14 protein-coding genes are annotated in these 14,449 nt (G+C 35.2%); 11 read left to right on the top strand and 3 right to left on the bottom strand.

Annotation, left to right across the window (positions count from 1 at the left end; all coding sequences use genetic code 11):
• Positions 1 to 7 precede the first annotated feature (7 nt).
• The 7 genes from proC (at position 8) to BM383_RS04925 (ending at position 7,326) form a co-directional block, all read left to right on the top strand.
• Positions 8 to 796, top strand: a complete 789-nt coding sequence (gene proC / locus BM383_RS04955) for a pyrroline-5-carboxylate reductase (RefSeq protein WP_093023630.1) — start codon at positions 8 to 10, stop codon at positions 794 to 796.
• 8 nt (positions 797 to 804) lie between these two features.
• A complete protein-coding gene (locus BM383_RS04950) occupies positions 805 to 1,932 on the top strand; it encodes an aspartate aminotransferase family protein (protein WP_093023628.1) in 1,128 nt (375 codons plus the stop codon).
• Complete coding sequence (locus tag BM383_RS04945) at positions 1,929 to 2,882, top strand: N-acetylornithine carbamoyltransferase (protein WP_093023626.1); 954 nt, start codon at positions 1,929 to 1,931, stop codon at positions 2,880 to 2,882. The genes BM383_RS04950 and BM383_RS04945 overlap by 4 nt, the downstream gene beginning before the upstream one ends.
• A complete protein-coding gene (argB, locus tag BM383_RS04940; RefSeq protein ID WP_093023624.1) occupies positions 2,882 to 3,658 on the top strand; it encodes an acetylglutamate kinase in 777 nt (258 codons plus the stop codon). The genes BM383_RS04945 and argB overlap by 1 nt, the downstream gene beginning before the upstream one ends.
• On the top strand, positions 3,655 to 4,722 hold the full coding sequence (locus BM383_RS04935; protein WP_093023622.1) for a M20 family metallo-hydrolase: 1,068 nt from the start codon (positions 3,655 to 3,657) through the stop codon (positions 4,720 to 4,722). The genes argB and BM383_RS04935 overlap by 4 nt, the downstream gene beginning before the upstream one ends.
• A 6-nt stretch (positions 4,723 to 4,728) precedes the next feature.
• The gene (gene argH, locus BM383_RS04930; protein ID WP_093023620.1) at positions 4,729 to 6,015 is read left to right on the top strand and encodes an argininosuccinate lyase; all 1,287 of its coding nucleotides are present in this window, start codon (positions 4,729 to 4,731) and stop codon (positions 6,013 to 6,015) included.
• Positions 6,016 to 6,135: 120 nt separating this feature from the next.
• Complete coding sequence (locus BM383_RS04925; RefSeq protein WP_449421146.1) at positions 6,136 to 7,326, top strand: heparan-alpha-glucosaminide N-acetyltransferase domain-containing protein; 1,191 nt, start codon at positions 6,136 to 6,138, stop codon at positions 7,324 to 7,326.
• Here the strand turns inward: BM383_RS04925 and BM383_RS04920 are convergent.
• Positions 7,323 to 8,237 (bottom strand): AraC family transcriptional regulator, encoded by a 915-nt coding sequence (locus tag BM383_RS04920; protein WP_093023615.1) that lies wholly within the window; start codon positions 8,235 to 8,237, stop codon positions 7,323 to 7,325. The two genes, BM383_RS04925 and BM383_RS04920, sit on opposite strands and share 4 nt — an antisense overlap.
• 113 nt (positions 8,238 to 8,350) lie before the next feature.
• Here BM383_RS04920 and BM383_RS04915 point away from each other — a divergent pair, with 113 nt between their 5' ends.
• From BM383_RS04915 to BM383_RS04905, 3 genes are all read left to right on the top strand, one after another.
• Positions 8,351 to 9,877, top strand: coding sequence for an aldehyde dehydrogenase family protein (locus tag BM383_RS04915; RefSeq protein WP_093023613.1), 1,527 nt, complete (start codon positions 8,351 to 8,353; stop codon positions 9,875 to 9,877).
• Between the two features lie 68 nt (positions 9,878 to 9,945).
• Entirely contained in the window at positions 9,946 to 10,311 is a 366-nt protein-coding gene (locus BM383_RS04910; protein ID WP_093023611.1) for a DUF779 domain-containing protein, read from the top strand.
• Positions 10,312 to 10,364: 53 nt separating this feature from the next.
• Positions 10,365 to 11,720 (top strand): DEAD/DEAH box helicase, encoded by a 1,356-nt coding sequence (locus BM383_RS04905; RefSeq protein WP_093023608.1) that lies wholly within the window; start codon positions 10,365 to 10,367, stop codon positions 11,718 to 11,720.
• Positions 11,721 to 11,837: 117 nt separating this feature from the next.
• Here BM383_RS04905 and BM383_RS04900 read toward each other — a convergent pair whose 3' ends face one another.
• Complete coding sequence (locus BM383_RS04900) at positions 11,838 to 12,371, bottom strand: NADPH-dependent FMN reductase (protein WP_093023606.1); 534 nt, start codon at positions 12,369 to 12,371, stop codon at positions 11,838 to 11,840.
• A gap of 107 nt (positions 12,372 to 12,478) precedes the next feature.
• On the opposite strand from BM383_RS04900, the gene BM383_RS04895 reads away from it, so the two are divergent.
• Positions 12,479 to 13,363 carry an aldose 1-epimerase family protein gene (locus tag BM383_RS04895; protein ID WP_093023603.1) on the top strand — a complete coding sequence of 295 codons (885 nt, stop codon included), beginning with the start codon at positions 12,479 to 12,481 and terminating at the stop codon, positions 13,361 to 13,363.
• Between the two features lie 75 nt (positions 13,364 to 13,438).
• Here BM383_RS04895 and BM383_RS04890 read toward each other — a convergent pair whose 3' ends face one another.
• On the bottom strand, positions 13,439 to 14,107 hold the full coding sequence (locus BM383_RS04890) for a peptidoglycan-binding protein LysM (protein ID WP_093023601.1): 669 nt from the start codon (positions 14,105 to 14,107) through the stop codon (positions 13,439 to 13,441).
• Between the last annotated feature and the right edge of the window lie 342 nt (positions 14,108 to 14,449).

Here is a 14,449-nt window from a genome sequence, read left to right as displayed (position 1 = left end):
GAATCGTATGAAAATAGCCATTTTAGGAACCGGAAATTTAGGGTTAGCAATCGCAAAAGGATTAATTGTCAACAACGCAATTACCACGCTGTACCTAACCAAAAGAAACATTAGCAGTATTGAAAGTTATGCTGAATACGGTAATGTAACAATAACAACAGATAATAGAGAAGCTGTTGAAAAGTCTGATATTATCATTTTTGCTATTCAGCCCCGCCATATGGAAATGGTGCTAGAAGAAGTAAAAGATTTATTGACTGAAAAACATGTTTTAATTTCTGTGGTTACCGGATTCAAAATTCCTAAAATTGAAGAAATTATTGGTTCAGATCATTTCATCATTCGAGCAATGCCAAACACCGCAATTTCTGTTGGTAAGTCTATGACATGCATTTGTTCCAACGAAAAAGGTAAAAAACGCGTTAATGTTGCGTTAGCTATTTTCAATCGTTTAGGAACTTCCATAGAAATTCCAGAAGAGCAAATGCGTGCTGCTACGGTAATTTGTGCAAGCGGAATCGCTTTTTGGATGCGTTTGATTCGTGCCACTACACAAGGTGCTATTCAGTTAGGTTTTGAGTCTAAAGAAGCCTTAGAAATGTCTATGCATACCTGTTTGGGTGCTGCAAGTTTACTAGTTGAAACCGGAAATCATCCGGAAAAAGAAATTGATAGAGTAACTACACCTGGCGGTTGTACCATTGAAGGTTTAAACGAAATGGAACACCAAGGCTTAAGCTCATCATTAATAAAAGGATTGATTGCTTCTTTTGATAAAATCAACTCCATCTCATAATTATTCTCATGAAATTATTCGACGTTTATCCATTATACAATATCACTCCTGTAAAAGCCAAAGACGTGTATGTTTATGACGATGCAGGAACACAATATTTAGATTTATATGGCGGTCACGCTGTGATTTCCATAGGTCACGCACAGGAACATTATGTTCAAAAAATACAAGAGCAAGTGGCTACTTTAGGATTCTATTCTAATGCTATCCAGAACCCTTTACAAGTAGAATTGGCTGAAAAATTAGGAGCGCTTTCTGGTTGCGATGATTACAATTTGTTTCTATGCAATTCAGGTGCTGAAGCTAACGAAAATGCATTAAAAGTAGCTTCTTTTAAAACAGGAAATGCTAGAGTTATTGCTTTTAAAAATGCGTTCCACGGAAGAACTTCTGCAGCTGTTGCTACTACCGATAATCCAAAAATCAATGCTCCCATCAACGCACAACAAAAAGTTACTTTTTTAGAGTTAGGCGATTTAGAAGCCGTAAAAACTGAATTGGAAAAAGGCGACGTTTGTGCGGTTATTTTAGAATTTATTCAAGGTGTTGGCGGACTTGATGAAGGTACTGCCGAATTCTATGAAGGTGTTGACAAATTGTGTAAAGCAAATGGTGTTTTTCTCATTGCTGATGAAGTACAATCTGGCTACGGAAGAACTGGTAAATTCTTTGCTTTTCAAACTTACAATGTCACTCCAGATGTGATTTCTATGGCAAAAGGAATGGGCAACGGTTTCCCAATTGGTGGTATTTTAACACATCCTTCCATCGAAGCTTCACACGGAATGTTAGGAACAACTTTTGGTGGAAATCACCTTGCTTGTGCTGCGGGAATTGCGGTATTGGATGTGTTGAAATCAGAAAATTTGATGCAGCATGTTGATGAAATTTCAGCCTATTTCAAGGAAAAAGTAGCAGAAATTCCGCAAGTAAAACTCATCAAAGGTCGTGGTTTAATGCTGGGAATGGAATTCGATTTTGAAGTGGCTGAACTCAGAAAAAAATTGATCTACGATCATCATATTTTTACAGGAAGTGCCAACAACAAAAAACTATTGAGAATTCTTCCGCCATTAACCGTTCAAAAAGAACACATTGACACATTTTTCAATGCGCTCAAAACCATACTATCATGAAACAGTATTTAGACGTTACCGATATAGAAAATCTCCCCAAACTAATTGATGAGGCGATTGCTTTGAAGAAAAATCCGTTTGCTTTTGAAACTTTAGGAAAACACAAAACCATTGGTTTATTGTTCTTCAATTCGAGTTTGCGCACGCGTTTAAGTACTCAAAAAGCGGCGATGCAATTGGGCATGCACTGTATGGTGATGAATTTTACTTCGGAAGCTTGGACCATTGAATTTGAAGACGGAACTGTGATGGATGGTGGTACTTCGGAACACATTAAAGAGGCTGCAGCTGTGGTTTCTCAGTATTGCGACATTATTGCCGTTCGTGCTTTCCCTACGTTAACTGATAAAGAAAAAGATCAATCGGAATTTGTGCTTAACAATTTCAAAAAATATGCTTCAGTTCCTATCATTAATATGGAAAGTGCCACTGCTCACCCATTACAAGCATTGGCAGATGCCATTACGATTATGGAATTGAAACAGACCCAAAAGCCAAAAGTTGTTTTAAGTTGGGCTCCACACCCAAAAGCATTACCGCATGCGGTAGCGAATTCATTCACCAAAATGATGCAAAAAATGGATGTTGATTTTGTCATTACGCATCCGGAAGGTTACGAATTAGATCCAGAAGTCACCAAAAAAACTCCAATAATGCACAACCAAAAAGAAGCTTTTAAAGATGCTGATTTTATTTATGTGAAAAACTGGAGCAACTTTAAAGACTATGGTAAAGTGTTGAATCAAGATAAAAGTTGGACCATCACAAACGAACAAATGAGTGTGACCAACAACGGAAAATTTATGCACTGTTTGCCGGTTCGTAGAAATATGATTGTGGCTGATGAAGTGTTGGATAGCGAGCAATCTATCGTAATACAACAAGCAAATAACAGAACATTTTCTGCTCAAGTGGTTTTGAAAAATATTTTAGAAGAATTAGAGAAATAATGCAACTAAAAGTCATAAAAATAGGCGGAAACATCATTGAAAACGAAACTGCTCTAGAAGCTTTCCTAACGGATTTTGCTACTATTGAAGGGCCTAAAATTTTGGTGCATGGCGGTGGAAAATTAGCTACACAACTAGCCGAAAAACTAGGTATTGAAACCCAAATGGTAGAAGGTAGAAGAATCACAGATGCTGAAACTTTGAAGGTGATTATTATGGTGTATGGTGGTTTTGCAAACAAAACTATTGTAGCCAAATTACAAGCGAAAGACTGTAACGCCATTGGACTTTCAGGAGCAGATGGAAATGCAATTACCGCGGTAAAACGCCCTGTAAAAACAATTGATTATGGTTTTGTAGGTGATATTGAATCGGTGAATTCAAAAACCATTTCGGCTTTGCTAGAAAGTGGTTTAACGCCTGTTTTTTGTGCCATTTCTCATGATGGAAACGGACAATTATTCAACACCAATGCAGACACCATTGCGTCAACCATTGCTACAGGAATGAGTAGTTTATATGATGTTGCTTTGTACTATTGTTTTGAAAAAAATGGGGTAATGAAAGACATCAACGATGATGATTCGGTAATTGAACACATCAATGCTGAAAACTATCAAAAGCTTTTAGACGATAAAATTATTATTGATGGTATGATTCCTAAATTACACAACGCTTTTGAAGCGCTCAAACAAAACGTTAGCAAAGTGTGTATAGGAAACACCAAAATGATTCTGGAAAAAGAAGGAGCCAAACATACAACCATAACCTTATGACGACTCAAGAAAACTTAACGCAAAAAGCGATTCATTTGCTAAAACAGCTGATTGAAACGCAATCTTTTTCTTCGGAAGAAGACCAAACTGCTACGTTGATTGCAGATTGGCTTAGTAGTTTTGGTATAGCAACACAACGCAGGCAAAACAACATTTTTGCTTTCAATAAATATTTTGAAGAAGGGAAACCGTTGCTGCTTTTAAATTCGCATCACGATACGGTAAAACCAAACTCGGCATACACGAACGACCCGTTTAAAGCCATTGTAGAAGATGGTAAATTATATGGTTTGGGTAGCAATGATGCCGGTGGATGTTTGGTGTCGTTACTAGCAACTTTTGTACATTTTTACGAGCAAAAAAACTTATCGCACAACATAGTGATTGTTGCTTCTGCAGAAGAAGAAAGTTCAGGACCAAACGGACTCAACAGCATGTTAGCGCATTTACCTGAAATTGATGTTGCTATTGTTGGTGAACCCACGTTAATGAATTTGGCCATTGCCGAAAAAGGTTTGGTGGTTTTTGATGCGGTTGTAAAAGGAACGCCAAGTCATGCCGCTCACCCAAATAACGACAATGCCATTTACAAGACTATTGATGTACTGAAGTGGTTTGAAGCCAAAACGTTTGAAAAAACATCGGAAGCATTGGGCGAAGTAAAACTTACGGTAACGCAAATCAATGCCGGTAAACAACACAATGTGGTTCCTGCAGAAGTGAATTTGGTTATCGACGTTCGTGTAAACGACAAATACTCAAATCAAGAAATTGCTGAAATTTTAGCAAACGAAGCTCCGTGTGAAATCAAACCAAGATCGTTACGTTTAAATTCGTCTTGTATTGATAAAAACCATGATTTGGTAAAAGCAGGACAAAGTTTAGGTAGAACAACGTATGGCTCTCCTACCCTTTCAGATCAAGCCGTTTTATCATGTCAGTCAGTAAAATTAGGTCCTGGAGATTCTACCAGATCACATTCAGCAAATGAATTTATTTACCTGAATGAAATTGAAGAAGGTGTTGATTTATACATCAAAATATTAGAAAAATTTTTAAAATAACACAGCATGAAATTGTGGGACAAAGGTTTTAGTACCGATAAAAAAATAGATCATTTTACCGTTGGAAACGATAGAGAACTCGATTTACTCTTAGCTAAATATGACGTGATTGCTTCCAAAGCACATGCAAAAATGTTAGGCAAGATTGGTTTACTAACTGAAGAAGAAACGAACGATTTAGTTACCGAACTTGATAACATTGCAGAAACCATTACCAAAGGTGAATTTACTATTGAACAAGATTTTGAGGATATGCACTCTAAAATCGAGTTTATTCTAGTAGAAAAATTAGGTGATACCGGTAAAAAGATTCACACAGCACGTTCTAGAAACGATCAGGTTTTGGTTGCGGTACATTTGTATTTGAAAGATGAAATCATCGAAATTAAAAAGCAACTTAAAGAGTTATTTGATCTTTTACTTTCGCATGCTGAAACGTATAAAAATGTTTTAATTCCGGGCTATACGCATTTACAAATTGCCATGCCATCGAGTTTCGGTTTATGGTTTTCTGCCTATGCTGAAAGTTTGATTGACGATGTGTATTTTCTGAATGCTGCCTACAAAATTGTAGACCAAAATCCGTTAGGAAGTGCTGCTGGTTACGGAAGTTCTTTCAACATCAACCGAACATTTACTACCGAAGAATTGGAGTTCGCAACCATGAAATACAATGTGGTTGCCGCACAAATGAGTCGTGGAAAATCTGAAAAATCTACCGCATTTGCTGTCAGTAGTATTGCTGCAACATTGGCTAAAATGTCGATGGATATTTGCTTGTACATGAGTCAGAATTTCAATTTTATTGGTTTTCCTGATGAATTAACAACCGGTAGCAGCATTATGCCACACAAAAAGAATCCGGATGTGTTTGAGTTAATTCGAGGAAAATGCAACGTATTGCAAGGTTTACCACAACAATTAGCGTTGTTAACCACCAACTTACCAAGCGGTTACCATAGAGATTTACAATTATCAAAAGAATTAATTGTTCCTGCTTTGCAAGAATTAAAATCGTGTATCGAAATGGCAACATTTACGTTGAAAGATGTAAAAGTAAATGAAAACATTTTAGATGACGACAAATATGATTATCTGTTTAGTGTAGATACATTAAACCACTTAGTACAAAGCGGAATGCCGTTTAGAGATGCGTATAAAAAAATAGGTTTAGAAATTCAAGCTGGTAACTTTACTCCAAACAAAGAAGTAAATCATACCCACGAAGGAAGTTTAGGGAATTTGTGTTTAGAGGGTATTAAAACAAAAATGAATGATGCTTTAAAATTATGATTATCAAAATTTTAAAGCACTAATTTTACGAGTTTTACATTTATTTTTGATAGATGTAAAATTCGTATTTCTACATAGCATATCTTCCGTTTTTTTGTATAGTTTTGCTGCAAATTTCAACTGTACATGAAACAACCAATTCGTCTCTATTTTATCGATCTTATTCGTGCATATGCTATTTGCATGATGCTGCAAGGGCACTTTACAGACAGCCTTCTAGGATACGATTTTAGAGACTCCAATAATATTTTTTATTCGATTTGGTTGTACAATCGTGGAATTACCGCTCCGGTTTTCTTCACTGTTTCTGGTTTCATTTTCACGTATCTTTTAATTAAAGACAAAGCTCATTTGGGTTGGGACAACATTCGAGTTCGTAAAGGAATCAAGCGTGGATTGATGCTTTTAGGCATTGGTTACGCATTACGTATGAACATTGGAGGCCTGTTGATTGGTGAAATTTACGATGGCTTTTACATGATTGATGTGTTGCAATGTATTGGTTTATCATTATTACTCATCATCACAGTTTATATGCTAACCTTGAAAGCAAAAAGCTGGATAATGCCTTCTATTTTATTATTCTTTACTTTATTCCTTTTCGCTTTTGAACCAATATATTCACAGCAAAGTTTTGACTTTTTACCAAAAGCCATCGCTAATTATTTCACCAAAAGAAACGGATCGGTTTTTACCATTTTTCCTTGGTTTGGCTATGCTGCTTTTGGAGCTTTCTTAGGATATGTGTTTAACTATTTTAAGGAGCATAAACACATTTATACCTATGCTATTTCAACAGCTTTTATTGGAGGAATCGCCTTTCTATTTGGAAGCTCCCCGCTGTTTTGGAAATTATATGAAGTCACCAATTTTGATATTTTCAAACTGATTCATGACAATAATTACCTGTTTGCCAGATTAGGAAATGTGCTGTTGATTTTTGGTATTTTCATGTTATTACAAAATGTAATCACTAGCAGAAAATTCAGAGAGATTGGTCAAAATACCTTATCAATTTACGTGATTCACTTTATGTTATTGTATGGAAGTTTTACCGGAATTGGATTATATAAGTTCTTCAACCATCAATTAGCACCTATAATTGTAGTTCCGGGAGCCATGGCTTTTGTGATGGTTACTGTATTTCTTTCATTTAAATACAACCTTTACAAACCCGATTTAGATGCAAAACTCGCAATTGTAAAACAAGAAGTTCAGGTAAGAAGCATCGATGCATTACATATTACCGTAGACTTAGCAATTCGTTTAAAAAACAAAATCGTGGCCTTATTTGGGTGGAAAAAATACTAAGCATTATCTAACAAAGAACGGTATTGCTTGGGCGTTATTTTTTCTATTTTTTTGAATTGACGATTGAAATAACTCACATTATTAAACCCGGCTTGAAAAGCTACTTCTCTCAATTTATCATTCGATGTTCTGATCAGTTTCTTAGCAAATTTGATGCGTTCTGCATTCAAATAATCAATTGGACTTTCACCTAATGTATTTTTAAACGTTTTAAAGAAGCTCGATTTACTCATACAAGCTTTATCAGCCAATTTATCTACACTTATTTCTTCGGTAAGGTGTTCTCGAATGTATTTCACTATAAACGCCATTCTGCTATTATCAAACAACGCATTGCTATCATTAAGTAATAATACTCGCGCTTTGGTTTGCAGTAAACGAATAATGAGTTCTTTAATCATCAAATCTATCAACACATCTTTTGCTTTGTCTCCTTCAACAAAGGTGTGCGCCAGTCTATCCACCAAAGATTGTAAAGATGTATTATGATTTAAATGAATAGCAATATCGTCAAAATCAAATTGATCATTTTCAAACTCAATTCGGGTTTTATCGTTAAAGAGCTCTACTGTTTCTTTAATTTTAGAAGCATCAATACCTAACGCCAAGCATTCAGTAGGTTTTTCTAAAGACGCAATAGGAAAATCAATGATCATTTTCTCATTTGCCGGTAACACCACAGATTCACCCGGTACAAAATCAAATTGTTTTACATTATTCAAATGCATTATCTTCTTACCGGAAATCATACTGGCAATAATAGGATAACTAAATTCTAGATAAACATTCTCTGCTTTTTGCCGGGTTTCATAGATATTTAACTCAGCAAAGTCGGCACTGTATACTGTGCGGTTTTCTACCAGTGTATCTATCTTTCTTAGGGCATGATGCTTTATCAAATTGGTATTCAAAACTTGTTTTTTTATCGATATAACACTAATGTACTACAAAAAAATACAATTGTTCAATTTTTTATGTTTTTATTAAACGAATTTTAGCTTCGTAATCATTTAAACCCAAAGACATGGACACTATAACGAAAACGTTTCCGTTTGTAGGAAAAGAAGTTTCATTCAAAAACAAATACGATAATTTCATTGGTGGCAAATGGGTTGCCCCGGTTAAAGGTGACTATTTTGACAACACCTCTCCTATTAATGGCGAATTCATTTCTCAAGTAGCACGCTCTACTAAAGAAGATATTGATTTAGCTTTAGACGCTGCTCACGAAGCCTACAAAACCTGGAGTGTTGCCCCAGCTACCGAAAGAAGTGCTGTGTTGCTTAGAATCGCAGATGTGATGGAGCAAAACTTAGAATATCTGGCAACCGTTGAAACCATAGATAACGGAAAAGCAATTAGAGAAACCCTGAATGCTGATTTACCTTTATGTATAGATCATTTTAGATATTTTGCGGGTGTTATTCGTGCCGAAGAAAGCACTATGGCCGAATTAGATCAAAACACAGTCAGTATTGCTTTGCACGAACCTTTAGGAGTTGTTGGCCAAATTATTCCGTGGAATTTCCCATTATTGATGGCCACCTGGAAAATTGCTCCGGCAATTGCTGCGGGTAATTGCACTGTAGTAAAAGCTGCAGAGCAAACCCCAACTTCTATTATGGTGTTAATGGAATTAATTCAGGATGTTGTTCCGGCCGGAGTTATCAACATTGTAAACGGATTTGGTGTAGAAGCAGGAAAACCTCTAGCTACTTCCCCAAGAATTGCGAAGGTTGCCTTTACAGGAGAAACCACCACCGGTAGATTGATTATGCAATATGCATCAGAAAACATTATTCCATCTACTATGGAACTAGGTGGAAAATCTCCAAACATTTTCTTCAAATCGGTTGCAGATGCAGATGACGAATTCTTTGACAAAGCAGTTGAAGGTGCAGTAATGTTTGCTTTAAATCAAGGTGAAGTGTGTACCTGTCCATCCAGAATGTTGGTGCACGAAGATATTTACGACAAGTTTATGGAACGCGTAGTTGCCAGAACCAAAGCTATTGTTACCGGAAATCCGCTAGATCCAAATACTATGATGGGTGCTCAGGCTAGTAACGATCAGAAAGAGAAAATCATGTCGTACCTAAAAATAGGAAAAGAAGAAGGTGCTGAAGTTTTATGTGGTGGAGATGAAAACCATTTAGGAGGAGAATTTGAAAACGGATATTATATTCAACCAACAATTTTTAAAGGACATAACAAAATGCGTGTGTTTCAAGAAGAGATCTTTGGTCCTGTGGTAGCTGTTTGTACGTTTAAAACTACAGAAGAAGCACTAGAGATTGCCAATGATACCCTTTACGGCCTTGGAGCCGGAGTTTGGACAAGAGATGCACACGAAATGTATCAGGTTCCCCGCCAAATCCTTGCAGGTAGAGTTTGGGTAAATAATTACCATGCTTATCCGGCACATGCTCCATTCGGAGGTTACAAAAAATCCGGTTATGGTAGAGAAAATCATAAAATGATGTTAGATCACTACAGACAAACGAAAAATATGCTTATTTCTTACGATAAGAATAAGTTAGGTTTCTTTTAGAATTTAGTTGAATAGGATGAAGAAGGGCGGTTACAAACTGCCCTTTTTCAATTTTAAAAATTGAAGTTATGACAACAAATATTGCAAAAATAGATGCTACTGATAAAGCCCGAAAATTAATCTATGAGCTTAAAGACCGCTACAAAGACATAATGTTTCACCAAAGTGGTGGCTGTTGCGATGGCTCGCAACCCATGTGTTTTGAAAAAGATGAATTCAAAGTGGGTGACTCCGATATTATGCTTGGCAAAATAGACGGAGTAGAATTTTGGATGAGTAAAGATCAATACGAATATTGGAAACACACCCACCTAACATTGGATGTTGTAGCGGGTCGTGGCTCTAGTTTTTCACTTGAAATTCCCATGGGCGTTCGCTTTATCATTCAATCAAGATTATTAACAGAAGAAGAACGAAAGATTTTAGAGGTGTAAAGCTTTTCAAAATTATAACTTTTAAAAAGTTACCTTTGCACAAAATTGAGTTCATGGCCACTTTTGAAGATTTAAACCTCGGCAAGTTTTTAGACAACGCATTAGTAGATTTAGGATACACTACTCCTACTCCAATTCAAGAAGAAGCTTTTCCTGCTATTTTATCTGGGAAAGATATGGTAGGTATTGCCCAAACGGGTACTGGTAAAACTTTTGCCTATTTGCTACCACTTTTGCGTGAGCTTAAATTTTCAAGACAATTAAATCCGCGTATTCTTATTTTGGTTCCTACGCGCGAATTAGTTGTTCAAGTTGTAGAAGCCATTGAAAAATTAACCGCCTATATGAATATTCGTGTAGCCGGAGTTTATGGTGGTGTAAATATGAATACGCATGCTGCATTAGTTGGCGAAGGTCAAGATATTATTGTAGCTACCCCAGGCCGATTGTATGACCTTACTATTAGCCGAATGCTAAGTTTAAAGTCAGTTCAAAAATTGGTTATTGATGAAGTAGACGTCATGCTAGATCTTGGTTTCCGGTTTCAATTGATGAATATTTTTGATCTACTTCCAGAGAAAAGACAAAACATCATGTTCTCTGCAACCATGACGACCGATGTAGATGAATTGATTACTGATTTCTTTTTATTACCTGAAAAAATATCAGTTGCTGCATCAGGTACTCCGCTTGAAAACATTGAACAAACGCGTTACGAGGTTGAAAATTTCTATACCAAAATCAATCTAGTAACTCAACTTTTAAGAGACAAGCAAACCTTTTCTAAAGTGGTGATTTTTTCTCCAAATAAGAAAAAAGCTGATATTTTGTTTGAGCGTTTAGAGGAAGAATTCCTTGGGCAATGTGCTGTAATCCATTCCAACAAAACTCAAAACTATCGTTTACGAGCCATTGAAAACTTTGACAGTGGTAAAAACCGAATTCTCGTTGCCAGTGATATTATTGCACGTGGATTGGATTTTGATGAACTTTCACATGTAATAAGTATTGATGTTCCCGAATATCCTGAAAACTACATTCACCGAATGGGTAGAACGGGTCGTGCCGAAAAAGAAGGAAAATCGATTCTTTTCTCTACTCCAAAAGAAGCTGATTTTGTAGAAGCTATTGAAAATTTAATGCAGAAGAAAATCACATTACTTGAAAATCCTGAAGATTTAAAGCTAGATAGTCAGTTACTTCCTGAAGAACGTACCGTGATTCGTGAACGCAACAACCCAACAAAAGTGGATTTGGACGATCGTGGAGAAGCTTTTCATGAGAAAAAGGAAAAAAACAAAAAGCAAAATCTAGGTGGAAGTTACCGAAGAGAATTAGCCAAAAAATATAAAAAACCAAAAACCAGAGGCGATAAAAACGCTAATAAGAAGAAAAAGAGAAGACGCTAATCTTCTTTTTTTTTAGAATTTGTCATCATAATATTATTAGATTTTTGATAAGTTATTTTAAGACAATATAACTTTATAAAAAAGAGGCAGCCAAAAGTATGGCTGCCTTTTTCTTTTTCAGAGAGCTTTCGCAAAGTCCTGCAATTTTCCCCCGTGCGAAACTTTTAGTTCTTCGTTTAGGATTCCTTCACCCGAAGAGAAGTTTTCCATATACAAAGGTAACGAAAACGTTGTATAAATTTCAGCTCCAAAGAAAGGTAATGTTAATTTAACAGCTTCTACTGCCTTGGAACCACCAAATTTCCCTGTTGAAGTACTTAAAACAAAGACTTTTTTACCTACTAAAAAGTTTCTGTTGAAACGCGATAACCAATCAATCAGATTTTTGAAATAAGCAGAAATACTACCGTTGTGTTCATTCACACCAATGATAAGTCCATCAGCTTCTTGAATATCATTATGTAATTCTACCAATGAATTTTTGAATCCATCTTTTTTTTCAGTGTCTTCACTATAAATAGGAAATGGCATTTCGGCCATGTTTAAGATTTGAACATCAGCATCTTCAAGTAAATTTGCTGTGTACTTTACGAGTTGGTAATTAATGGAAGTTGAAGAATTACTTCCAGCAAAAGCAATTATTTTTTTCATTTTTTACTAATTTTAATCTTAAATATAACCCATAATTGGTGAAATTACTTACTAAGTATAGATAATTACCAATTATTCATTTTTACTAACATTTTCATATAAAGTTCATGAAAACTCCAAAAAAAATTGCCTTATCTAATAATTCACTCTCTGTAATTATTAAAACTGAAGGAGCTGAAATTTCGAGTATTAAAAATAATGATGGTACAGAATTCATGTGGGATGCTAACCCAGACGTTTGGGGAAGCCATGCACCTGTACTTTTTCCTATTATTGGAAGTTTAAAAGACAAGCATTTTCTTTACAAAGGTGAAAAATACTATACACCAAAACATGGTTTCATTCGACATAACGAGAATTTAAAGATTGAAAAACAATCTGAAGAAAGTGTTACGTTTAGGTATACGTATTCAAAAGATTCTTTAAGTATATATCCTTTTCAATTTGATTTTAGAATCACATTTACTTTAACTGAAAACACAATTCAAGTTCATCATAAAATTGAAAATTTAGGAGACGAAACCATGTACTATTCAGTTGGTGGTCATCCAGCTTTCAAATGTCCAGTTTATGAAGAAGAAGCGTATACTGATTATTTAATTGATTTTGAAAAACCGGAGACGGATGTCACCTATCTGTTAGACAACAACGGGTTACAATCTGGAGAAACTGCTCCCATGTTGAATGAAGATAAAGTGTTACGCCTACAACATGATCTTTTTAAAGATGATGCGCTCATTTTTAAAAATCTTAAATCAAAATCAGTATCGCTGGCACACGAAACAAAAGGTCCTGTAGTGACTGTTTCTTATGATGATTTTGATTATTTAGGAATTTGGGCAAAAACGGAAGGTAATTTTGTATGCTTAGAACCTTGGCTTGGAATTACTGATAACGCACAAACAGATGGTGATTTTACAACTAAGGAAGCCAACCAAACTCTTGAACCGGGTGGAATCAATGAAGTGAGTTATTCCATCACTATTCATTAAATTTTATATACGAAATAAAAAAAGGGAATAGCTTTACAAACTATTCCCTTCCACATTCCTTGGGTAAATGAACTTTTAAATTTTAGCGTATCTGTCTGATTTGATAAACGAAACATCATATCCGCTAAACTTTTTCATATAGAACCTTACAGATGCTCCATTAGCGTCTTTAAAACGAGTAGCTCCGTTGGTTCTCAAATATCTTTTAACATTTCCTGCTCCACCTAAGTGCGCTGCTGCCAACAATCCTGATTCTGTTACTAGAACGCCTCCAATTGTTTTTCCTGTATACTTGGCTATTTCATTTTTAAGAATTGCCTTGTTACGCGACATATATGCTAAAAAAACCTTCTCTTGTAGTTCTGGGCTATTTAAAAACTTTTGAGTATCTCTAATACCAAAAGCACTTAACGTGTTAGCTCCAAACTGATACTTTCCTAAGTATCCTAATTGGTTTACAATAAAATAATTTCCACGGGATTCTTTATATCCTAAAGCTTCTTTAAAACCTGTGAAAGATTTGCCTATAAAAGGCGGGGTAATTTTGTTTTTAATTACTGGTTGGGAAGTAGTGATCTTTGGAAACATTGCTTTCGTCATTGATAACGAATCTGGTTGTTCAAAAACAATAGCAACTTTCTCCTCCTTTTTTCGTAGCATAATTTTATCTTTTGCTACATAGCCTACACAAATGAATACAACTGCTAATAGAAAAAAGGTAATTTTTACTATTCCATTTCTCATATAATTTGTTTTCTCTGAATATTTGGTAAATAGCTTAAAAAATCATATTTTATATAGCTATTCTATTCAGAATTTTGTGGGGACAAATATATACTCTTTTTATTTTACTGAAAAACAGATAGTTAAAGTTATATTAAAACAAAAAAAAGGTGTTTTTTATATGATAAACAATACGAATATGAGTTTTTTATGACATTTCCTTAACAAAATACTCCTAACACTGAGAATATCTTAATTTTCAACAATGACTTAAAATGTTAAAAAAATACCGTTAACTCCAATTTAACGGCAATATTAACGATGATTAACACCGAAACTGAAACTTTATCATTCTCTTAAATT

This window comes from Pustulibacterium marinum (assembly GCF_900116665.1).
GTDB lineage: Bacteria > Bacteroidota > Bacteroidia > Flavobacteriales > Flavobacteriaceae > Pustulibacterium > Pustulibacterium marinum.
This window is presented reverse-complemented; position numbering and strand designations above follow the sequence as displayed.

Bases quoted from the DNA above. Each gene is read 5' to 3' on its own strand.
- proC (WP_093023630.1), top strand. From the start codon at position 8: ATGAAAATAGCCATTTTAGGAACCGGAAATTTAGGGTTAGCAATCGCA.
- BM383_RS04900 (WP_093023606.1), bottom strand. From the start codon at position 12,371: ATGAAAAAAATAATTGCTTTTGCTGGAAGTAATTCTTCAACTTCCATT.
- BM383_RS04910 (WP_093023611.1), top strand. From the start codon at position 9,946: ATGACAACAAATATTGCAAAAATAGATGCTACTGATAAAGCCCGAAAA.
- argH (WP_093023620.1), top strand. From the start codon at position 4,729: ATGAAATTGTGGGACAAAGGTTTTAGTACCGATAAAAAAATAGATCAT.
- BM383_RS04950 (WP_093023628.1), top strand. From the start codon at position 805: ATGAAATTATTCGACGTTTATCCATTATACAATATCACTCCTGTAAAA.
- BM383_RS04905 (WP_093023608.1), top strand. From the start codon at position 10,365: ATGGCCACTTTTGAAGATTTAAACCTCGGCAAGTTTTTAGACAACGCA.
- argB (WP_093023624.1), top strand. From the start codon at position 2,882: ATGCAACTAAAAGTCATAAAAATAGGCGGAAACATCATTGAAAACGAA.
- BM383_RS04915 (WP_093023613.1), top strand. From the start codon at position 8,351: ATGGACACTATAACGAAAACGTTTCCGTTTGTAGGAAAAGAAGTTTCA.
- BM383_RS04945 (WP_093023626.1), top strand. From the start codon at position 1,929: ATGAAACAGTATTTAGACGTTACCGATATAGAAAATCTCCCCAAACTA.
- BM383_RS04890 (WP_093023601.1), bottom strand. From the start codon at position 14,107: ATGAGAAATGGAATAGTAAAAATTACCTTTTTTCTATTAGCAGTTGTA.
- BM383_RS04935 (WP_093023622.1), top strand. From the start codon at position 3,655: ATGACGACTCAAGAAAACTTAACGCAAAAAGCGATTCATTTGCTAAAA.
- BM383_RS04895 (WP_093023603.1), top strand. From the start codon at position 12,479: ATGAAAACTCCAAAAAAAATTGCCTTATCTAATAATTCACTCTCTGTA.